The organism is Sphingobium sp. WCS2017Hpa-17 (assembly GCF_031843765.1).
In the GTDB taxonomy this organism is placed as follows: Bacteria; Pseudomonadota; Alphaproteobacteria; order Sphingomonadales; family Sphingomonadaceae; genus Sphingobium.
Window position 1 is genome coordinate 20120 of record NZ_JAVTIV010000016.1, and the last position, 21807, is coordinate 41926.

Below are 21807 nucleotides of genomic sequence, written 5' to 3' on the forward strand. Positions count from 1 at the left end.
TCCTTTGTTATCGATTGGCTGAAGCTGACATATCGGGCGCATTGCCTACCTCCAAAATAGCGCTGAACTGCCCTGCGCAACGAGCACAGGATCATAGCGCCCAGCCGTAAGCGACATCGTTACCTGATCTGTTACGCCCTGATAGTCCCCAAGCGGCGTTGCCGCAGTGAAGAGGTCGGGATCCAAATAGCGATGCTCTTCTGACCGATCTGCGGTGGCATGCGCCCAAGCCTTGTCGAAAATGCCGAGCGACAGGATCCAGAGAGCGACCCGCGTCAGGGACACGTGGACATGATATGAGCCCCCCTCCTCGGCCCGGCGCCGAAGCGCCGACACCACCCCGGCCTGCGCGAGCCAGGGCGTGAGGAAGTCGTTCACGACGCCGACCGGCGGCAGAGCGGGCTGCTCCATGCTGCCTTCCAGCGCCATAATGCCCGCAACCGACCCGGCAGACTGGTCAAAGCCAGGCCGCTCGGCCCAGGGCCCGTCATTGCCATGAAGTGACACGGATACATAAATGATTCCAGGCCGCTCACGCGCTGCATTGTGCGGCGTCATTCCGATCTCGCGCATGAACGCAGGTCTGCGGTTCTGGAAGAAAATATCGGCGTCCCGCAGAAGTTCGATCGCAAGCGGGCGATCGGCGCGCGGATCCAGCCAGGCCGAGCGCATGCCGACATGCGCCGAACAATAGGTGATCTCATGTTCGCCGTCGCCTGGACGCCAGAGGTTGAGCACATCGCAACCATGGAGCGCCAACGAGCGCCCAAGCCCCGCGCCGGCGATGACATGGGCCATGCCAAGAGCCCGGTAGCCCGAAAAGGGCGCGGTGCCGACAGGGCGCAGCGGCTCAGGAGAAGAGTCACCGATCTTGGTAACCTCGATCAAGGGCATGTCAGCGAGCACGTCCTTATATTGCCGTTCCTCCATCATCTCAGGGAGGCTGCGGATCATCGGCATCACCGCGCCAATCTCATGCGCCGCATGTTCGAGGTCCAGGCCGTTCCACTTTCCGATGGCGTCGCTCAGGGCCTCCCTTGTGAGCGGAACGCCCAGCAATTTCTGCGCACGCAGGCGCAAATTGGGGTAACCGGCCTGAGGAAATACCCAGCGATCGTCAGCGGTCCTGTAAAAGTTGAACATCATCTCGTTGCCGACCTCGAGGGTCGTTCTCGTCGGATAGCGACCGATGCGTTCCCACTTATTGTCGTAAAAGGGACAGAGCCGATGCGGAGATTTCCGCAGGTCGATCGCAATGTCCTGGCCCTCGCCTCCGCGCCAGCGGTGAAAAGCGGCCGCCGAGACGGATTTGGCGAGCAGCGCGATCGTTGCCGCTCCGCCAAGTCGCAACGGGCTTCGGATCACTGGATCGGCGCCAATATGGCTCACCCTACCGCCAGCATCGGCGGTCGACAATCCGACGCCCGTCAGCACTTCTTCGAGTGCTTCTGCCAGGTCAAATTCAGCTGATGTCGCGGGGTTGGCGTAGGCATGTTTCAGGCGTGAATTCAGGTCCCGCATTCCCCTCTCCAGAATCTGTCTTTTTTGACGTCGAGCGAAAGCTCGATAGCCCCGCCCAGGATTGCGCTGACCTTGCGAGGTGCTTTTGTGACCGTCCAATTTCTTTTGGGGGTGATGCTTGCCTGCTGGTCATAGGGTTAAGCATCGCAGCCATTACCAACGCCCATGTCTCTCAATGAAAAGTGATTGGACGGGGTTGCGGGGAAGGCGCATCTGCCTTCCATCAACAAGCTGACGAGGCCAGTCAGCAAAGGGAGGGGTAAGGTTCGCTGGCACATCGTGCTGCCGATCCTCGCTATTATGCTGTCGAGTACGAAGGCTCCGATCCACGATTGCGGATCGAAGCAGGACCTGCCGCGCCTCTCCCGGTCATCGATCACGAAAAGTGACGTTTGTTCAATAGAGGGGAGGATCATATGCCTGATACAAATTCCCGCCGCCGCGCGGGACCGCGCTGGCCGCAGATATTCACGCGCCTGCTGGCAAGCAGCGCTATGCTTTGGCCAGCGCAGGTTTTGGCACAGGACGCCGCCCGTTCCGTTGCCAGCTCAGACGGCTTCGATGAAATCATCGTGACAGCAAACAAGCGCCAGCAGGCATCAGATACAGTCGGAATGAGCATCAATGCCGTTTCAGGCGTAGAATTGAAGTCACTCAATGTTGCCGATGTGGGCGATCTCACCAAGATAGATCCGAGTTTTGCCGCTACCGAGAGTCCCAAGGGCAATCCCGTTTTTGCCATTCGTGGGGTGAGCTTCAACAGCGACACGACAGGTGCTCCACCCGCTGTGAGCGTCTACATCGATGAAGCGCCGCTTACTTTCAGCGCGATGACAAAAGGGGCGGCACTCGACCTGGAGCGAGTCGAAATTCTCAGAGGGCCCCAAGGCACCTTGTTCGGCGAAAATGCGACAGGTGGCGCTATCAATTACATTGCCGCCAAGCCGACCGATCATGAGAGCTTCGGCTTTGAAGCAACCTATGCGCGCTTCAACCGCCTCAACGTCAACGGGTTTATGAGCGGTCCAATCACCGACACGCTGCGCGCGCGTTTCGCATTCTCGACCGACCAAGGCGGTGCTTGGCAGCAGTCCACCACGCGCAATGAAGATTTAGGAGACAGGAACGTCAAGATCGGACGCCTGCTCCTCGACTGGACGCCATCGGACCGTCTGAAGATCGCGATCAACCTCAATCACTGGACGGACAAATCAGAAGCCCAGGCGCCGCAGCTCTTTGCCCTGGCACCGCAGGTGCCAGCCTTTCTCTCGCAGGTTCCAGCGGTTGCGAATGAGCCGCTTGTGCTCAATGGCGACATCCGTGCAGCCAACTGGCTCCGGGGCACTAAGCCTGCCAATGATCAGATATTCTATCAGGCTTCTGGACGCGTTGATTTCGAAATCACCAACGACATAAACCTGACCTACCTCATCAACTATCTCGATTTCACCCAGAATGACGGCATTCCCGAAGGGGGAGGCGACTATGCTCTGGCCAGCACCAACACCGGTGACATCAAGACATTCTACAATGAGCTCCGGTTCAGCGGCCAGCTTCTGAACGATAAACTGAAATGGGTCATCGGCGGCACCTATTCCGACACGAGCGATTATGAAGAGCAGTTTGTGGACGTCTCAGGGATCACTGGCGCTTACGCTCTGATCGGCCTGCCGGGTGTCACCCAGCCGCTTCAATTCCAATCGAATGACCTTAGCCAGAACATCACGACAAAAGCCGTCTTCGGCAATCTGGACTATCAGCTGAGCGACAGCGTCAATATCCATGGCGGGTTGCGCTACACCGATACGAAGAACGCCCACACGGGATGCTCCCGCGATCGAGATGGCATCTACAATACTTCGTTCACAGCATTTCAGTCGCTGCTGAAGGGCGGCGTGGGCGTGGTTCCGATACCGCCTGGCGGCTGCTTCACCTTTGACGAGACGCTGACGCCGGCACTCGCCAATGACGCCCTCAATGAAGACAATGTCTCCTGGCGTGTCGGCATCGATGTGATACCGGCGGACGGCACCCTGCTTTATGCTACAGTCAGCAAGGGCTACAAGGCCGGCAGCTTCCCGAACATCGGCGCGGCGTCGACCAAGTCACTCGCGCCAGCGCGACAGGAGTCGGTCCTCGCCTACGAAGTGGGTTTCAAATCCCGGTTCTTCTCCAACAAACTCGATATTGAAGGCGCGCTGTTCCGATCCGATTATCGCGACAAGCAACAGCAGCTGCGCGTTCCGGACCCGCTCGGCGTATTCGGCTTTCTGGTAGCGCTTCAAAACGTGCCGGAAAGCCGCATCAACGGGGCAGAATTGTCGGTGCGGGCCAAACCCTTTGGCGGACTGACGCTGAACGGATCGATGCTATATGCCGATTCCAAAGTCACCAAAGACTTCATCAGCGTAAACCAATTCGTGAATGACCCCCTCAACTTCAAGGGAGAACCGCTGCCGCTCGTCTCCAAGTGGACCGTCAATCTGGGCGCACGCTACGATCTGCGCCTTGGCAACGGACTGAATGCCTTCGCGGGTGCGGACGGTCGTTATCAGTCCCGCAACCAATCCTATTTCGGTGTCCAGAACGCGATCGATCTGGGCTTTCCCTCTCAATTTAATGAGGGTTACACAATCCTCAACCTGAGGGCCGGCATTGAAGCCGAAGACGGATCATGGCGCGTCCAGGCTTTTGGGAACAATGTGACCAACACCTATTACAGCACGTCGGTGATACGGACCGAGCATGTCGGCCGCTATGTCGGCATGCCCGCGACTTACGGATTGACCGTCGGGTTCCGATACTGACGATTTCTGGTGGCGGGGACAGTTTTGAGAGACTGTCCCCAATGATCCTGATCCGAACAGCGCCTGGAGCCGATGGTTGGGTGCAATGGCTTCATCTGGACCCGTCGCGCTGCCAGCGTGCGTCACGTCGGCTATCCACATTGGAACGCTCAGGAGGAGCCGGCACCGCGTGCCGGCTCCCAATCCTTGTCAACTCTGCTCGACATAATCAATGTGGGCAAAGAGGAGTGGAATGACCTGATCGGGCACTTCAAGGATCGGGCTGTGGCCACAGGATCCTAACCGGACGAGCGCTGCATTGGGCATCAGGTCCACGACCTCCTGCGACCAACCTGGTGGACGCACACGATCTTCTGTTCCCGAAAGGACAAGGGTCGGCGTATCGATCGAGGGTAGCAGGTCGAGGACACCGGGACGCTCCACCACGCCGATCATCGGCGACAATCCCGATACTCCGACCCCTTCCATGAAGGTTCGCCAGTGTCGCAGCATGGGCTGCCTCGCGGGATCGGCCAACGTGGTCCGGCCAAATAATGCTTCCATCAGAAACACCGCACGGTCGCCGCCGATGCCGAGCGTCTGGCTTTCCAATATCCACCGCTCGGCCCAGACGCGCTGATCGGCAGGTTCCTCCCGCGCCGAAGACCCCATCAATGTAAGGCTTCGCACAAGACCAGGCCTGCGGCGCAGGATCTGCCAGGCTACGTCGCCGCCCATGGACTGCCCGGCGATATGGACATCTCGCAGCGCCAGGGTATCGCACAAAGCTTCTACATCGCGCGAACAGGTCTCGATCTCGATCGATCGTCCCGCTGACCGGCCGCTCCGTCCTTGCCCGCGGAAATCCGGGCGAACGACACGGAAGCGTCCCTTCGCCTCAACTGCCAGGCGATCGAACATGCTGTGGTCGAACCAGAGCGAATGCAGGCATAGCAAGGTCGGCAAATCAGCCTCCCCGCTATCGACAACGTAGATCGTCGAGCCGTTGAGCTCCAGCACCGTTCCCATCGTCATGCCTCACCCATCAGCTGCCGTCGGATCCAGGCACCTGCGCGGGCATTGGCGAGCGCGCCATCGGTGATCTCCTTCGCAAACCACGGAAAAATGTGGATCAGGTCCTGCCATACATGCAGCTCGACCTCGCCTCCGGCCATCGCGAGTCGATCGGCAAGGCCGGTCGCGTCGCTCAGCAGCACTTCGTTGGCCCCGACATCGATCATGACCGGCGGGAAGCCCTCAAAGGCGCCGAACAGCGGCGAGGCGCGCGGATCGGCCGGATCATGCGCGCCCAGATAGATTTGCGCGAGATCGGTGAGGGCCGCGCGGCTGAGCAGCGGGTCGCTCGCTGCCCGCGTCTCGTAGGACAGGCCGGATTGCGTGAGATCCGCCCAAGGGCTCATCGCATAGATGCAACCAGGGGCAGGCGATCCACGCCCAAGCACGTCCTGCGCGACGGCGAAGACGATCCCGCCCCCTGCAGAATCGCCCGCGAGCGCTATCCGATCGGATTTAACCCCTTGAGCGACGAGCGCCTCGAACGCCGCGCAGCTATCCTCGATCGCAGCGGGGAACAGATGCTCAGGCGCCAGCCGATAATCCGGAAGGAAACCGACGATGCCTGCCGCGTCGCAAAGCGCAGCCGCATAAGCGGCATGACCAAGCAGGCTGCCACTGGAATAGCCTCCGGCATGAAAGAACAGGATAGCAGCCTCCTCGTCGGCATCGACGGGCACGATCTTCAGGCTAGGCACGCCGCCCAGTTCAAAAGGACTGGTTACGCATCCGGGCGGTAATGGCACCGAGCCGCCATAGTCACGTTCGATCGTCCGCGTCTGCTCAACCGGCATGTTTACATTCGGGTCGAACAAATCCAGCACCGGCCGCAGTGCGGCAAGCTTGTCTCGTTTTTCCATCCTGCTCTCTCTCCTTCAACCAATCGACAATATCACCTTCCCAAATTGCTGCCCCTTTTCGAGGCGGCTATGGGCGGCAGACGCTTCTTCCAGCGGAAATATCCTGTCGATGGGAATGGCGACCCGCCCCTCCTCCACCCATGGCCAGACATCATGATAGATGGCTGCCGTCAGCCGGGCCTTCTCATCGGCCGATCGCGCCCGCAGGGTCGATGCAGTGATCGTCAGGCGCTTGAAAATGATCTCGAAGAGGTTGACCTCGACGGCTCCGCCTGCGAGCGCCGCGATCTGGACCAATCGGCCGTCGGGGTTCAGCGAAGCGATGTTCCGCGCGAAATAATCGCCCCCCAGCATATCGAGTATGACGTCCACCCCGCCCTCGGCGCGGCAGCGATCAGCGAAATCCTCGTTCAGCACGTCGATTGCCAGATCAGCACCGATTTCCATCGCCCTCGCCGCTTTTTCGGGGCCGCGCACGGTGGTCAGAATATGTGCGCCGGCAGCCTTGGCCATCTGGATTGCGGTGACACCGATCCCGCTATTTCCGCCATGGATCAGCACCCTCTCGCCTGCCGCAAGTCGGGCGCGTTCGAACATGTTGGCGTAAACCGTGAATATAGTCTCCGGGAAGCCCGCCGCTGTTTCCAGTAGAATATGACCGGGTACAGGCAGAGCATGGCGCGCATCAACGACCGCATATTCGGCATAGCCTCCGCCGGGTAGCAACGCGCACAACCGGTCGCCCTTTCGCCAGGTACCGCATCCCTCGCCCAGGGCTTCAACGACGCCGCTGACTTCAAGGCCCAAGACCGGCGATACCCCCGGCGGCGGTGGATAGAGCCCCTCGCGCTGCGCAATATCGGGCCGATTGACACCGGCCGCCGCGACCCTGATCAGGAGTTCGCCAGGACCTGGTTCCGGCTTCTTGATCTGCGCGACATGCATGGCTGATGCAGGGCCCTTGCCCTGCGCTATCTCAATCGCGCGCATATGCCCTCATCCTCTCCAGACCCTTCCGCAATGCGAGCGCTGGTCCGGCCAAGTCCAATCGCTTTTCTGGAGCTGCCATGAAGACCTCTCATGCTTGCAGCAATGACTGCCTCTCATCCCGTTTCCGGGAAAGGAATTGGACGCCCGCGCGCTCGACCGGCACCAGTCAGGCCCAAGCTCATAATGGACGCTGGGGAGATGGGAGGGCCGATGCTGAGCAATAGCGCCTTCGAGCCGAAGGGCCGGACTTCGTTGGATAGCGCATGCCTGATCGCGCCGGGGTTTGATGCGGTCGGCCTAGCCTTCACGGCCAATATAGAGGAGGGGCTGGATCTTGGCGCCGCCTTTGCCGTGACGTTGGAAGGTGAAGTCGTGGTCGATCTTTGGGGCGGCCATATGGACCGCGCCAGGACATTACCGGTTAGCGCCGACACGCTCTTTCCGATCTGGTCGGCGACCAAGGGCGCAACCGCAATGTGCATAGCGCTTCTGGTGGAGCGGGGTTCGCTGGATTATGAGAGACCCGTCGCGCGCTACTGGCCGGATTTTGCGGCAAAGGGCAAGGGCGAGATCACCGTTGCTCAACTCCTCTCTCATCAAGCGGGCCTGTGCGGCGTCCGAACGCCGATCTCGATCGATGACTATTATCGCCATGATCGTCTTGCGGCTTTGCTGGCGGCTGAGGAGCCGTTTTTCAAACCCGGCACGGCCTGGGGATATCATGCGCTCTCGCTCGGCGTCCTTGCGGACGAACTGATCCGACGGGTGGATGGCCGCACTGCCTCCGCCTTATTCGCTGACGAGTTCGCACGTCCCTTCCAACTCGACATGTTCATGGGGTTGCCTGATGAAGCGCGCCAAAGGCTTGCCGGAACCGTTTTGCCCGACGGGGACAGACAAATGTCTCTTCCTTCCATTCCAGTTCCGGACGCTTTCACCGCGGCATTCGAAAACCCCCCGCTTGAGGCTGCCTATGCCAATGATCCGGCCTGGCATCGGGCTGGTATTCCTGCCGCAGGCATGAGCGCGAATGCGCGCGGACTTTCGCAGCTATACGCGATTATGGCTAATCAGGGGTGGTTGCGGGGCGGCCGCCCGCTCTCACCGACGACGATCGCGGCCGCCACACGGCAGCGGGTAGAAGGCATCGATCAGGTCACGGGAAATTATCGGCGTCACGCTGCCGGATTTCATCTGAACGAACGCGGCTGGATGGGGCCCAACGATAATACCTTTGGTCATGCGGGTTGGGGCGGCTCCATTGGATTTGCCGATCCCAAGGCACGCCTCAGCATCGGCTTCGCGGTCAACCGCATGCGCGTTGCCGGCCCCAACCAGACCGACAAACGGATCGCGCGCCTAGTGTCCGCCGTCTACGACGCGATCATTCCTTCGCGAAGATAAAGGCCATGAATTTAAGTTATGGCTATCCCGCAAAACTCATTCGACCGTTTTCCGTCACCTTAGCATCGTCGAGACCAACCGTCGTTCGCCTAGGGCGGACATGCTGGACAATAATACCGAAAGAGAGCGTGCATGACTGAAGATCTTAGTGTCGCAACCAAGGCAGATCTCTCGACAGATATGAAGGGCCATGTCGCGCCGGGCTTCGAAACTGTCGCAGACGCCTTTGCAGCCAACTTCTCGGCTGGGCTTGAGGTCGGCGCCACTTTTGTCGTCACGCTTGAGGGGGAAGTGGTCGTCGATCTTCGCAGCGGCTATGCGGACGCCGCCAGATCCGCGCCCATGGGCGAGGCCCCCTTGTTTGCAATCTGGTCCGCGACGAAGGGGGCGACAGCAACCTGCATCGCCTTACTCGTTGAGCGTGGGATGCTCGACTATGAAATGCCTGTCGCCCGCTGGTGGCCGGAATTCGCGGATGCTGGCAAAGGATCGATCACGCTTGGCCAGATGATGTCGCATCAGGCTGGTATTTGCGGAGTACGTGCGCCGATCTCCCTCGACGACTATTATGGACATGAAAAAGTCGCGCGACTGCTAGCGGCGGAGACGCCCTTTTTCGAGCCGGGAACGGCGCTTGGTTATCATGCCCTTGCTATCGGCGCTCTTGCCGATGAATTGGTCCGCCGGGTAGATGGCCGCACCGTTGCGGCCTATTTCCGTGAAGAACTCGCCGTACCGCTGGGTCTGGACATGTTCATGGGGCTGCCTGAAAGCGAGCGCCATCGGGTGGCTGAAACCGTGCCACCCAGCGGAGATACGCAATATTCGCTGACGCTTATTCCCAATCAGGCGGCGTTCGATGCTGCGGTACTCAATCCGCAATTGGTCGCAACCTGGGCCAATGATCCTCAATGGCAAGCGGCAGGAATCCCAGCCGGAGGAATGATGGCGAGCGCCAGAGGGCTTGCGCGCCATTATGCAATGCTGGCGAATGACGGAAGGCTGGACAGCGTGGAACTGCTTTCGCCTACAACGATTGCGGCTGCCTCGCGGCAGCGCGCCGAAGGCATAGACCAAGTGACGGGCCTCCAACGTCGCCTTTCTGCAGGATATCAGTTGAACATCAAGGGCAGGATGGGTCCTGATCGTGGAGCGTTCGGTCATCCCGGCTGGGGTGGAACGATCGGCTTTGCCGACCCAGCAAACCGGGTCAGCGTAGCTTATGTGGCAGGCGCCATGGTAATCGACGACCCTGAGGGCATGGACCCGAGGCTAGCCCGGCTTCTGCCCGCCACCTACGGCGCGCCCGCACTGAGCAGACGCAAGTGATCCTCGCAGCGGGCGCCGCACTAAGAGAATGCGCGAACGGGAAATACCCCCTTCCCGTTCGCGGCGCACAGGGGTTTGCGACATCGATGATCTCCCGGCCCTAGTCAGACCCGCTCGACCGCCAGCGCCAGCCCCATGCCGACACCGATGCAAAGCGTGGCGATCCCGCGCTTGCCGCCGGTCTTTTGCAACTGGTGCACCAGCGTCATGGCGATGCGCGCGCCCGACATGCCCAGTGGATGGCCAAGCGCGATCGCGCCGCCATTGGGGTTCACATGCGTCGTGTCATCCGGCAGACTGAGCCCGCGCATGACCGCGACGCCCTGGCTGGCGAACGCTTCATTGAGTTCGATCGCATCGAAATCGCTGATCACGAGGCCCAGGCGCGCCAGCAGCTTCTGGGTCGCAGGCAGCGGGCCGATGCCCATGATGCGCGGTTCGACTCCGACCGACGCCATGCCCAATATGCGCGCACGCGGCGTCAGGCCATTGGCCTTCGCTGCCGCCTCGCTGGCGACGATCATCGCCGCTGCGCCGTCATTGATGCCAGATGCGTTGCCGGCCGTCACCGTATCGTCCGGGCCGAACAGGGGCTTGAGTTTCGCCAGCGTCTCCATCGTCGTGTCAGCGCGGGGATGTTCGTCGACGGAGAGCTCTAGCATTTCACCGCGTTTCCGGCCCGGCACCATGACGGGAACGATCTCTTCGGCAAAGAAGCCGCTGGCCTGCGCAGCGGCGGCGCGCTGCTGGCTGCGCAGAGCGAAGGCGTCCTGGTCCGCGCGGCTGACGCCATAGTCCTGCGCCACATTCTCGCCGGTACGCGGCATCGTCTCCGTCCCGTAAAGCGCATCGAGCGCGGGGTTGACGAAGCGCCAGCCCATCGTCGTGTCTTCCAGTTTCTGGCCCCGACCGAAGGTGTCCGCGCTCTTGCCCATCACGAAGGGCGCCCGCGTCATGCTCTCGACGCCGCCGGCGATCGCGAGTCCCATCTCGTCCGAACGGATCGCCCGCGCCGCCGCGCCGACAGCTTCCAGACCAGAGGCACAAAGGCGATTGAGAGTCACGCCCGGCACACTATGTGGCACGCCAGCGAGCAGCAGGCTCATGCGCGCGACATTGCGATTATCCTCGCCCGACTGATTGGCGCAGCCGTAGAAGACCTCCTCGACTGCCGAGGGATCAAGCGCCGGGTTGCGCGCCAGCAGCGCCTTCATCGGTACGGCGCCCAGATCGTCGGCGCGGATATTGGCCAAGCCGCCGGCATAGCGGCCGATGGGCGTGCGGACGGCATCGCAAATGAAGGCGTCGGTCATCGATAATCCTCTTTCTGATGGTCAGGCGGCTTCAGTCTCGCCGGCATGAGCAAGCCGTACGCCGGTCAGCCTGCACAGTTCTTCGATCGTGAGGCCCTCGACCATCTCGATCACGGTGGCGCCACCGGGGCCCACATCGAAGACGGCGAGGTCGCTATAGACGCGCGATACGCAGCCAAGGCCGGTCAACGGATAGGTGCAGACATCCACCAGCTTGCTTGTCCCCTGCTTGGTCAGCAGGTCCATCATGACGAAAGTCTGCTTGGCGCCGATGGCGAGGTCCATCGCGCCGCCCACGGCCGGGATCGCGCCCGGTTCCCCGGTATGCCAGTTGGCAAGGTCGCCATGTACCGACACCTGGAACGCGCCCAGAACGCAGATGTCCAGATGCCCGCCGCGCATCATCGCGAAGCTGTCGGCATGGTGGAAGAAGCTGCCACCGGCCAGCAGCGTCACTGCCTGTTTGCCGGCGTTGATCAGTTCCCAATCCTCATCCCCAGCAGCGGGCGCCGGCCCCATGCCCAGCAGGCCATTCTCGCTCTGCAGGAAGATGTCGCGTTCCTGCGGCAGATAATTGGCGACCTTGGTGGGGAGGCCTATGCCCAGATTGACATAAGCGCCTTCGGGAATGTCCTGGGCAACGCGGGCGGCCATCTGGTCACGGGTCATGCGGTTCATGTCGGTTCCTCTCGGATCGGGCAGCCGGCTCAGGCTGCGAGCGCGTGGGTGTTGGCGGAGGCAATCTCTACGACGCGCTGGACGAAGATGCCCGGCGTCACCACCACTTCCGGATCGATGCTTCCCAGTTCCACGATGTTGCCCACCTGCGCGATCGTGGTCGCCGCCGCCATCGCCATGATCGGACCGAAATTACGTGCGGTCTTGCGGTAGACGAGGTTGCCCCAGCGATCGCCCTGCTGCGCCTTGATCAATGCGAAGTCGGCCCTGATCGGATATTCCAGCACATAGTGCTTGCCGTCGATCTCGCGCACTTCCTTGCCCTGCGCTAGCTCCGTGCCATAGCCGGTCGGCGTGAAGATGGCGCCCAGGCCGGCGCCCGCCGCCTGGATGCGGGCTGCCAGATTACCCTGCGGCACCAGTTCCAGTTCGATTTTCCCTGCGCGCCAGGCGGCGTCGAAATGATGCGAATCCGACTGGCGTGGGAAGGAACAGATGATCTTCCTCACCCGCTCCTCGCGGATCAGCGCAGCGACGCCCGCCTCGCCATTGCCGGCATTGTTGTTTATGATGGTAAGGTCGCCAACGCCGCGATCGATCAGCGCGTCAATCAACTGATCGGGCATGCCGGCCGTGCCGAAGCCGCCGATCATGACCGACGCACCATCTTGGATTTCCGCTACCGCTGCTGCAGCATCGCGCATGCTTTTGTCGATCATGCACCTCTCCTCGCGCCAAATTAATAAGAGCCATGTTCAGGTAGCCAACACATAGGTCAATCGATAAACGACATTATGTACGGTTATCGGTCGAACAAAAGGATGTGTCGGTGTCAGATTTCCTGGATGCTGGTGGTGATCCCGAATTCATGATGTCGCTGGCGCGGGGACTCGCCGTGCTGCGCTGCTTCGCCGAGCAAGAGCGGCCGATGACGATCGCGCAGGCGAGCAAGGCCACCGGCCTTAGCCGTCCGGCTGTCAGGCGATGCCTGCTCACATTGTCGAAGCTGGGATATGTGGCGCAGGATGGCAGTAATTATGTGTTGCAGCCTAAGGTCATGTCGCTTGGATATGCCTATCTTTCCTCGACACCGCTGGCGATCAGGGCGCAGCCGGTGCTCGATCAATTGCGGGACGATCTGGGGGAATCCTGTTCGCTGGGGATCATGGACGAGGATCAGGTCTGCTACATTGCGCGCGCCGAGGTTTCGCGCATCATGTCGATCGCGCTGCGCGTCGGAAGTCGCCTGCCCCTCTATGCAACCTCAATGGGCCGGGTGCTGCTTTCGGACATATCTCGCGCGGATCGAGCCGCTTATTTCCGTCGCACGGAGTTGGCCCCTATCACTGAGAGAACAGAAACGAGACCTTCGGAACTTCATGCGTTGTGCGACAGGATCGCTGAAGAGGGCTATGCGATAGTGGATGAAGAACTTGAGCTTGGGCTTCGTTCGATCGCAGTCCCCATCTACGGACTATCCGGGTCGATCATCGCGGCGCTCAATGTCGGGACACAAGCTGCGAGAGTGTCGCTGGTCGACCTTCGCACAGCTTATTTCCCAGTGCTCAAGCGCCGCGCGAGAGAGCTTACCGCCATGGCTCTCGCCAAATGAAGCGAACGGACAACCGGCCCCGATAGGATGTAAAGGGCTTCCGCAGGGAGCAGCGCGAAGTAGTGACTTTTAGATCGGCAGCGCAGTTTTATAGACCACGGGTCGCAAGGCGAAGCTTGTCGTCACCTGAGACACGCCCTCGATCGGGGTGAGTTTATAGCGCAGGAAATTCTCGAAGGCTTTCAGATCTTCGACGACCAGTCGCAGCTGATAGTCGCAATCCCCGCTCATCAGATAGCATTCCATCACTTCGGGAAACTGGGCCACCGCCTCCTCGAAAATCGTGAGATGACGGTCATCCTGCTGATCCAGTCGGATGCGCACGAAGGCGGTTACGCCAAGCCCCAGTTGATCGGGGTCCAACAGCGCCACATAGCGCGTAATCACGCCCTGGGTTTCCAACTGCTTCAACCGCCGCAGGCAGGGGCTGGGCGACAGGCCGACCTGCTCCGAAAGCTGCAAATTCGTTATCCGGCCGTCTGCTTGCAACGCAGATAACATGCGGCGGTCCAGATCGTCGAGCGTTGCAATTGGCATAATATTCCCATATACAATTTATGAAAGGCATAATATGCCAATTTTATGCATTAGCGCGCATCAATTCGCAAGGACTCACCCTGCCCTTTTCGCCTAAATCGCTTCCACAGCCTAACTAGGAAGTTTCATGGCAGACATGCTCGCTCAAGACCGCCCGTCCCTCATCACCGCGCTGGAGCAGCTCGACACGCGGCTGCGCTGGCTGTCGTCCTGGTTGATTCACAATGCCAATCATCTCCGGCCCAAGACCGACAATATGAAGGTGGGTGGGCATCAGGCCAGTTGCGCGTCGATGACGGCGATCATGTCCGCGCTCTACTTCCATGCACTGCGCCCGCAGGACAAGGTTGCGGTCAAACCGCATGCCGGGCCGGTCCTGCACGCCATCCATTATCTGCTGGGACAGCAGTCACTCGACAAGATGCAGCGCTTTCGCGGACTTGGCGGCGTCCAAAGCTATCCCAGCCGCACGAAAGATTCGATCCCGGTCGATTTCTCCACCGGCTCGGTCGGTCTGGGCGTCGCCGTCACGGCCTTCAGCAGCCTGGTGCAGGACTATCTGATCGCCCATGGCCAGGTCCGCGAAGAAGATGCCGGCCGCATGATCGCCCTGATGGGCGATGCGGAACTGGACGAGGGCAATATCTACGAATGCCTGATCGAAGGCTACAAGCACGACCTGCGCAACTGCTGGTGGATCGTCGACTATAATCGGCAGTCGCTCGATGCGACGACAGCCGACCGCATGTTCCGCCGCTTCGACGATATTTTCGAAACCTGCGGATGGCGCGTTGTCACGCTGAAGTTCGGCAAGCTGCAGCAAGCCGCATTCAAGCGTCCGGGCGGCAAGTCGATCGAGGAATGGATCGATAGCTGTCCCAATGCCGATTATGCGGCCCTGACCTATCAGGGCGGCACGGCCTGGCGCGAGCGGCTGATGGCCGACATCGGCAGCAATTCGAACGTCAAGAAGCTGCTCGACAGCTATGACGATGTCGCGCTCGCAGCGCTGATGACCAATCTGGGCGGCCACTGCATCGAGTCGCTGGTCGAGGCATTTGATGGCGCGCAGGACGATCGGCCGACCCTGTTCATCGCCTATACGGTCAAGGGCTTCGGCCTGCCGCTTGCCGGCCACAAGGATAACCATTCGGGCATGATGAACCCCGGCCAGATGGAGCAGTTCCGCGCCACGCTGGGCGTGCCGGAGGGTCAGGAGTGGGATCGCTGGGGCGGGCTTGGCGACAATGCCGCGACCCAGTTGCAGGCATTCGTCGATGCCAGCCCGATCGCGCGAAAGCGGGCCGAGTCCGTCGCCGAGCCGGTCCCGGTGCCCACCACCCTGCGCGCGCCCGATGGCGCCGAACAATCAACGCAGGCCGCCTTCGGCCGCATCCTGCTCGACCTCGCCAAGTCGGGCGAGCCGCTGGCCGACCGGATCGTCACCACCGCCCCCGACGTCACCCAGACGACGAACCTGGGCGCCTTCGTCAACCAGCGCGGCCTGTTCCGTCGGCAGGAACTGGCGGACGTGTTCCACAAGGCAAAGATCCCATCCGCCCAGAAATGGGCGCAGCATGCCGCCGGACAGCATATCGAGCTCGGCATTGCCGAGAACAACTTCTTCATCATGCTGGCGTCGCTGGGCCTCGCAGCCCCGCATTTCGGCACGCGGCTGCTCCCCGTGGGCACCGTATACGACCCGTTCATTTCGCGCGGGCTCGATGCGCTCAACTATGGCTGCTACCAAGATGCGCGCTTCCTGCTGGTCGGCACGCCATCCGGCCTGACGCTGGCGGCAGAGGGCGGTGCGCACCAGTCGATCAACACACCGCTGATCGGCATGGGCCAGCCGGGCCTCACCTATTTCGAGCCGGCCTATGCCGATGAAGTGACGGCAATGATGGCCTTCGCCTTCGACCATATGCAGCAACCGGACGGTGGATCGGTCTATCTACGCTTGTCGACCCTCTCTATCCCGCAGGTTACCCGCGAGGATGACGGGTGGAAGGCCGATGCGCTAAAGGGCGCGTACTGGCTGCGCAAGCCCTCGCAGGGAGCCGAACTGGCCATCGTCTTCACCGGCGTGGTTGCCCCGCAAGCGCTGGCGGCATGGGAGCAGCTGGCGGAGGATGTACCGGGCCTTGGCCTGCTGAACGTCACGTCGCCCGACCTGCTGCATCGCGACTGGTCGGCGCGCCGGGCCGCGCGCTGGGCCGATCGGTCGCCCACGCCCTGCCATGCCGAAACATTGCTATCGGCGCTCGCGCCGGGCGCTGGACTGGTGACCGTGCTGGACGGCGCGCCCGGCGCCCTGTCCTGGCTGGGCGGCGTAACAGGCATGAAGGTCAGCCCGCTCGGCACCGACCGTTTCGGCCAGACTGGCAGCCTGCCCGATCTCTATCGCACCTATCGTCTGGATAGCGACGCCATCGTCGAAGCGGCTGCCGAATTTTTCCTGGGAAACTGATATGGCTATCGAACTGAAGATGCCGGCGCTCTCGCCGACGATGGAAAAGGGTACGCTGGCCAAATGGCTGGTTGCCGAGGGCGACATGGTGAAGCCCGGCGACATGCTGGCCGAGATCGAGACCGACAAGGCCACGATGGAATATGAGGCGATCGATGAGGGCCGGATCGCCAGCCTGACCGTTGCCGAAGGCACGGCGGACGTGCCGGTCGGCACGATCATCGCCCTGCTCGTGGAAGCAGGCGAGCCCATCCCCGAACCGGCAGTCGCGGCAAATGCAGAGACAGAGGCATCGGCCCCTGTCGCCGCAGCATCACCTTCCCCTGCATCGACATCGGCGCCCGCCCCAACGCCTCTCACCCCGCAGCACGCTCCGGAAATCCCAGCGCCCGGCACGCGCCTGTCCCCGGCCGACAAGGTCCGTGTCAGCCCGCTGGCGCGGCGCATAGCGGAAGCCAAGGGCATCAGCCTTGATCGCATCACCGGCACTGGTCCCCATGGCCGGATCGTCCGGGCAGACCTTGGCATTGGGCTTCTGGCAACGCCGGCCGTACCGGCGCTTTTCGCGACTGCCACTATCCCCGCCCCGACGATGACCGTCGCGCCGCTGCCTGCTGGTGTTCCGGTTGTGACTGAAAAGCTCAGTTCCATGCGCCGCACGATCGCGCGCCGCCTGACGGAATCGAAGCAGACCGTACCGCATTTCTACCTGACGGTGCGCTGTAACCTCGACCCGCTGCTGACACTGCGCAGCGAGCTGAATGCCGGCCTGGCGGCGCGCGGCACCAAGCTCAGCGTCAATGACATGCTGGTCAAAGCGATGGCACTGGCGCTGATCGAAGTGCCCGACGCCAATGTCCAGTTTGGCGGCGAAGAACTGCACCGCTTTTCCCGTGTCGATATATCGATGGCGGTCGCGATCGACGGCGGCCTGATCACGCCGATCATCAGGGATGCCGGTGCACGCTCCCTGTCGGCGATCGCCAATGAAAGCAAGGCGCTGGCGGCCAAGGCGCGCGAGGGCAAGCTAATGCCAGAGGACTATCAGGGCGGCACCGCCTCCATATCCAACCTCGGCATGTTCGGCATCGATGAGATGTTCCCGGTCATCAATCCGCCACAGGCCCTGATCCTGGGCATCGGCGCCGGTGTGGAGCAGCCGTGGAAAGTCGATGGTCAGCTGGCCCTCGCCACCATCATGGCGGCCACCGCCAGTTTCGACCATCGCGCCATCGACGGCGCAATCGCGGCACAGTTCATGGCTGCATTCCGTACCTTCGTCGAACAGCCGATGCTGATCGTCGCATGATGGTTCGGGGCTGCGAGAACGGAGCTTCGTCATGACCGGACTGACGGGCGCGCAGATCGTTTTGCGGACATTGGCCGATCTGGGTGTCGATGTGATCTTCGGCTATCCCGGCGGCGCGGTGCTACCCATCTATGACGAACTGCTGCACCAGAATGTCATCAGGCACATACTCGTCCGCCATGAGGCGGGGGCAGTGCACGCCGCCGAAGGCTATGCCCGCGCGACAGGTAAGCCGGGCGTTGTGCTGGTGACATCCGGGCCAGGGGTCACCAATATCGTTACGGGTCTGGCCGATGCCCTTATGGACTCCATCCCTCTGATCGCCATCAGCGGTCAGGTCGCCACTCATTTATTGGGCACGGATGCTTTTCAGGAATGCGACACGCTCGGCATCACCCGCCATTGCACCAAGCATAATTATCTCGTGAAGACGACGGACCGCGTGGAGGCCGTGCTGCGCGAGGCGCATATGATCGCGTCCACTGGTCGCCCTGGCCCGGTGCTGATCGACATTCCGCGCGATGTGCAGGTGTATAAGGCCCTCTATCCCGCATCACCGCCAGCCGAAGTGTGTCATCCGGCCTATCGTCCTGCGCACGGCGCTGCGCCGGATGAGATTGCGCGCGCTGTTGCGATGATCGCCGACGCGCGGCGGCCCATCCTCTATACGGGCGGTGGCGTCATCAATGCCGGGCCGGCAGCTTCCGACGCTCTGCGCATTCTGGCCGAACGCACCGGCGCGCCGGTCACATCGACGCTGATGGGTCTGGGCGCCTTCCCCGCTTCGTCCCCGCAATGGCTGGGCATGCTCGGCATGCATGGCACCTATGAAGCCAATTGGGCGATGCATGAGGCAGACGTGATCATCGCCGTCGGTGCGCGTTTCGATGATCGCGTTACTGGCCGGATTGATGCCTTCGCCCCCAATGCCCGCAAAATCCATATCGATATCGACCGCAGTTCCATCGGCAAAAATGTGAAGGTGGATCTGTGCATCGTAGCCGATGCCGGGTCAGCACTGTCGGCGATCAATGATCGCTGGACGGCGCAGGCCCAAGACCTGTCACACTGGTGGCAACAGATCGCGCAATGGCGCGCCATCGATTGCCTGGCCTATGAGAATAGCGCGCCCGACATGGCGCCACAGCTTGCCCTGACCACGCTCTGGGCCGCCATTCGCGACCGCTTGCCCATCGTCACCACTGATGTCGGGCAGCATCAGATGTGGGCGGCGCAACATCTCCGGTTCAATCAGCCCAATCGCTGGCTGACGAGTGGCGGTCTTGGCACCATGGGCTATGGTCTGCCCGCCGCAATCGGCGCTCAGATCGCGCATCCGCAAACGCTGGTTATCGGCATTACCGGCGATGCATCTTTCCAGATGAATATGCAGGAAATGGCGACCGCCGTTCAGTATCGCCTGCCCGTCAAAATGTTCATGCTCAACAACCGCCATTTGGGCATGGTGCGGCAATTACAGGATGTCAGCTATGGCAGCCGCTATGCCGAATGCTATTCGGAATCGCTGCCCGACTTCGCGTCGGTGGCGGATGCCTATGGCTGGACCGGCATCACTATCGATCATGCCAGCGAACTTGATCGCGGGATCGCCGCGATGCTGGCGACGCCGGGCCCCGTATTGGTGGACTGCAGGGTCGCCAAGCTCGAAAATTGCTATCCCATGATACCGGGCGGCGCAGCCCATACGGAAATGCTGCTCGGCCGGGGCAAAGACAGGCATGGTTTTGTGATTGATGAAACCGCAGTTTGATGAGATTCCACGCTGACGACTCAATCTCGCCCTTTCAGCCCTGGGACGAGAAAGACTTCAAGTTCCCCGGCGGTGTGGGCATTTTCAACCCAGCCTTCGTCATGACGATAGCCCGCGCCACCGCCATGAGGCATGCCAATGCAGGCGACAATCTGAACGGGCCGCTCGCGATCCTGAGCGCGGTCTATGAGGGCAGCCAGTTGCCGATGGACACTGCCCTCCGGCTGGAGAGCAAATATTTCGCAAAGCTGGTGGCCGATCCGCAGGCAGGCGCGATGGTCCGATCTCTGTTCGTGTCCAAACAGGCAGCCGAGAAAGGTGCGAGGCGCCCGCAGGGCGAACCCGCCATGCCTCCGCGCAAGATCGGCGTTCTGGCCCGGTATGATGGGAGCAGGCATTGCCATGGTGACCGCGCAGGCCGGAATCGAGGTCATGCTGCTGGATTGCGAAATGACTTCATCAGAGAATGGCAAGGCCTATACCGCCGAGCGTCTGGCGAAGCGGCGGATGGACGAAGCGCGGGCAAACGCGATCTTGAACCACCTTCAGCCGACCACCGACTATGCCGATCTTGACGGCTGCGACCTTGATCGAGGCGGTGTTCGAGGCGCGCGACCTGAAAACCGATGTCCCCTACCGGACCGAGGTCGTGCTTGGCCCCGACATCATAATCGGATCAAACACCTCCACCCTGCCGATCAAAGGCAGCGACCCGATTATAGGAATCGTCATAGCCCAGGCTCGCCAGATCGGCGTGCAACTGCTTGACCGTGCGCTTCTGCTTGCAGAGAAGATCAATGCCAAGATGATTTCGCTGGAGGCTCGTAAAAAGGAACTGGAGCAGGAACTCCTGCAAAGTGAAGCTCCTGCCCCATTGCTCCATCCGAATATGGCTCTGCACTACCACCGTCAGATTGCAGCGCTGCACATTGCGATATCTGGAATGGATGAAGCGTCGCGTCTACAGGCCCGTGACATTCTGCATTCGATGCTGTCGGCGATCTACATATCGCCTGACGGGGAGCAACACACCAAGGTCGACATACGCGGTGATCTGGCAGGCATTATCGCGATCTGCAGACAGCAAAAAGGCCGCCCGAAGGCGGCCGTAAATGGAGCTATTGCTCATGTGATCGAAGCATCCCTGGCTTCAAACGACGCTGCTTACGATAAATGTAGTTTAAGTTGGTTGCGGGAGCCCCATTTAACCCTGCAATCGAATGGTTAAGTCTGACAAAGCGACCAACAGTCGTTGATGCCTCTTTACGGACGAGTGCATGATGAGTACACTTCACGGGTACCCTTAAAGCAAAACCCTCAGTGATAAATGGCCGAAAACTGAGATGTTACTGGATGAGAGAGACCTCCCGTAGGGGTCACCAGATGCCTGCAGAGGCGTTGCATCCAAAACATCATGCCATTGCTTGATGTTCAGGTCGCTATTGGTGTGCGCTTTTGACGATGTGTGGCACCGCGCCAGATTGACGCCTGGCTGGCTTCGCATGATAGTTTCGACGCGGAAATCGGTCCGCATAGGCTCGACTGTTCACTCGATATCGCAAAACGCGCATAGATGCGGCGATCCAACATGATCATGCCGATGCAGGCCCGCTTTTGAGCATAAAATGCCTAACTGAATAGCCCGCACCTCCCCTCCTGCGATTTGCTTGCCCAACCCTTGCGTACGCGATACGCATGGAATGATGGCACGGTTTCATGCATCATCTCGCGCGATTCCAGCGCTCAGGATGCGGAGGCGCTTCACGGCGCTTTTCGGCATTTTGGCGTTGTTCAGCATGGTGATGCTCGCGACCTGGCATGATGCCTTGCCGCATATGGACGATGTCGAACATTCCCATGCGTCCGGTTTCGATCACCATGCCAAGGCATCCAGCCATGACCATGAACATGCCAGCGGGCATCATAGTCATGATGATGAAGACGATTCCGGCAGCGGCGATGTGGTGCATGTGGCCGCCCATGGTGTCGTTCAGGGCGTAGATGTGCCAGCACAGCCGGTGGTCGGCATGACCCAGTTTGCGGCTGCCAATCTTTGGGTCACGGCGCCTGCCAAGCGTATAGATTCCGTCAAGCCGGATTCCCTTTTGAGACCGCCCCGCGCCTGATCGTCCGTGGCGCGCTTTTGCGCGTCC

17 protein-coding genes and 1 pseudogene are annotated in these 21807 nt (G+C 61.0%); 9 read left to right on the forward strand and 9 right to left on the reverse strand.

Going from position 1 to position 21807, the window contains the following annotated elements:
- Positions 1-45: 45 nt before the first annotated feature.
- Entirely contained in the window at positions 46-1521 is a 1476-nt protein-coding gene (locus RQH62_RS18285) for a CoA transferase (RefSeq protein WP_311270156.1), read from the reverse strand.
- 416 nt (positions 1522-1937) lie between these two features.
- Here RQH62_RS18285 and RQH62_RS18290 point away from each other — a divergent pair, with 416 nt between their 5' ends.
- Positions 1938-4328: a TonB-dependent receptor domain-containing protein gene (locus tag RQH62_RS18290; protein WP_311270157.1), complete on the forward strand. Its 2391-nt coding sequence runs from the start codon at positions 1938-1940 to the stop codon at positions 4326-4328.
- 189 nt (positions 4329-4517) lie between these two features.
- On the opposite strand, the gene RQH62_RS18295 is transcribed toward RQH62_RS18290, so the two are convergent.
- From RQH62_RS18295 to RQH62_RS18305, 3 genes are read right to left on the reverse strand one after another with little or no spacing between them, the layout of a single operon-like run.
- Positions 4518-5342: an alpha/beta hydrolase gene (locus RQH62_RS18295; RefSeq protein ID WP_311270158.1), complete on the reverse strand. Its 825-nt coding sequence runs from the start codon at positions 5340-5342 to the stop codon at positions 4518-4520.
- Positions 5339-6241 carry an alpha/beta hydrolase gene (locus tag RQH62_RS18300; protein ID WP_311270159.1) on the reverse strand — a complete coding sequence of 301 codons (903 nt, stop codon included), beginning with the start codon at positions 6239-6241 and terminating at the stop codon, positions 5339-5341. The genes RQH62_RS18295 and RQH62_RS18300 overlap by 4 nt, the downstream gene beginning before the upstream one ends.
- Positions 6242-6256: 15 nt before the next feature.
- Positions 6257-7231: an NAD(P)H-quinone oxidoreductase gene (locus RQH62_RS18305; protein WP_311270160.1), complete on the reverse strand. Its 975-nt coding sequence runs from the start codon at positions 7229-7231 to the stop codon at positions 6257-6259.
- 210 nt (positions 7232-7441) lie between these two features.
- On the opposite strand from RQH62_RS18305, the gene RQH62_RS18310 reads away from it, so the two are divergent.
- Both RQH62_RS18310 and RQH62_RS18315 read left to right on the forward strand, forming a co-directional pair.
- Positions 7442-8635, forward strand: coding sequence for a serine hydrolase domain-containing protein (locus RQH62_RS18310; protein ID WP_311270161.1), 1194 nt, complete (start codon positions 7442-7444; stop codon positions 8633-8635).
- A gap of 132 nt (positions 8636-8767) precedes the next feature.
- The gene (locus tag RQH62_RS18315) at positions 8768-9964 is read left to right on the forward strand and encodes a serine hydrolase domain-containing protein (RefSeq protein WP_311270162.1); all 1197 of its coding nucleotides are present in this window, start codon (positions 8768-8770) and stop codon (positions 9962-9964) included.
- A gap of 104 nt (positions 9965-10068) precedes the next feature.
- Here the strand turns inward: RQH62_RS18315 and pcaF are convergent, their stop codons facing one another.
- From pcaF to RQH62_RS18330, 3 genes are read right to left on the reverse strand one after another with little or no spacing between them, the layout of a single operon-like run.
- A complete protein-coding gene (gene pcaF, locus RQH62_RS18320) occupies positions 10069-11277 on the reverse strand; it encodes a 3-oxoadipyl-CoA thiolase (protein WP_311270163.1) in 1209 nt (402 codons plus the stop codon).
- A gap of 21 nt (positions 11278-11298) precedes the next feature.
- Positions 11299-11955 carry a 3-oxoacid CoA-transferase subunit B gene (locus tag RQH62_RS18325; protein WP_311270164.1) on the reverse strand — a complete coding sequence of 219 codons (657 nt, stop codon included), beginning with the start codon at positions 11953-11955 and terminating at the stop codon, positions 11299-11301.
- A 29-nt stretch (positions 11956-11984) separates the two neighbouring features.
- Positions 11985-12674 carry a 3-oxoacid CoA-transferase subunit A gene (locus RQH62_RS18330; protein ID WP_311270165.1) on the reverse strand — a complete coding sequence of 230 codons (690 nt, stop codon included), beginning with the start codon at positions 12672-12674 and terminating at the stop codon, positions 11985-11987.
- 110 nt (positions 12675-12784) lie between these two features.
- On the opposite strand from RQH62_RS18330, the gene RQH62_RS18335 reads away from it, so the two are divergent.
- A complete protein-coding gene (locus RQH62_RS18335; protein WP_311270166.1) occupies positions 12785-13567 on the forward strand; it encodes an IclR family transcriptional regulator C-terminal domain-containing protein in 783 nt (260 codons plus the stop codon).
- 69 nt (positions 13568-13636) lie between these two features.
- Here RQH62_RS18335 and RQH62_RS18340 read toward each other — a convergent pair whose 3' ends face one another.
- A complete protein-coding gene (locus RQH62_RS18340) occupies positions 13637-14104 on the reverse strand; it encodes an Lrp/AsnC family transcriptional regulator (protein WP_311270167.1) in 468 nt (155 codons plus the stop codon).
- 127 nt (positions 14105-14231) lie between these two features.
- Here RQH62_RS18340 and RQH62_RS18345 point away from each other — a divergent pair, with 127 nt between their 5' ends.
- From RQH62_RS18345 to ilvB, 3 genes are read left to right on the forward strand one after another with little or no spacing between them, the layout of a single operon-like run.
- Positions 14232-16574, forward strand: a complete 2343-nt coding sequence (locus tag RQH62_RS18345) for a transketolase (RefSeq protein WP_311270168.1) — start codon at positions 14232-14234, stop codon at positions 16572-16574.
- Position 16575: 1 nt separating this feature from the next.
- Positions 16576-17883 (forward strand): pyruvate dehydrogenase complex dihydrolipoamide acetyltransferase, encoded by a 1308-nt coding sequence (locus tag RQH62_RS18350; protein ID WP_311270169.1) that lies wholly within the window; start codon positions 16576-16578, stop codon positions 17881-17883.
- Between the two features lie 31 nt (positions 17884-17914).
- Positions 17915-19654, forward strand: a complete 1740-nt coding sequence (gene ilvB, locus RQH62_RS18355) for a biosynthetic-type acetolactate synthase large subunit (RefSeq protein ID WP_311270170.1) — start codon at positions 17915-17917, stop codon at positions 19652-19654.
- Between the two features lie 20 nt (positions 19655-19674).
- Here the strand turns inward: ilvB and RQH62_RS18360 are convergent, their stop codons facing one another.
- Positions 19675-20088 (reverse strand): hypothetical protein, encoded by a 414-nt coding sequence (locus tag RQH62_RS18360; RefSeq protein WP_311270171.1) that lies wholly within the window; start codon positions 20086-20088, stop codon positions 19675-19677.
- On the opposite strand from RQH62_RS18360, the pseudogene RQH62_RS18365 reads away from it, so the two are divergent.
- Both RQH62_RS18365 and RQH62_RS18370 read left to right on the forward strand, forming a co-directional pair.
- Positions 20087-20297, forward strand: a pseudogene (locus RQH62_RS18365) (3-hydroxyacyl-CoA dehydrogenase NAD-binding domain-containing protein); the annotation flags it as partial. The gene RQH62_RS18360 and the pseudogene RQH62_RS18365 sit on opposite strands and share 2 nt — an antisense overlap.
- Positions 20298-21402: 1105 nt before the next feature.
- Positions 21403-21780 carry a hypothetical protein gene (locus RQH62_RS18370; protein WP_311270172.1) on the forward strand — a complete coding sequence of 126 codons (378 nt, stop codon included), beginning with the start codon at positions 21403-21405 and terminating at the stop codon, positions 21778-21780.
- Positions 21781-21807 lie beyond the last annotated feature (27 nt).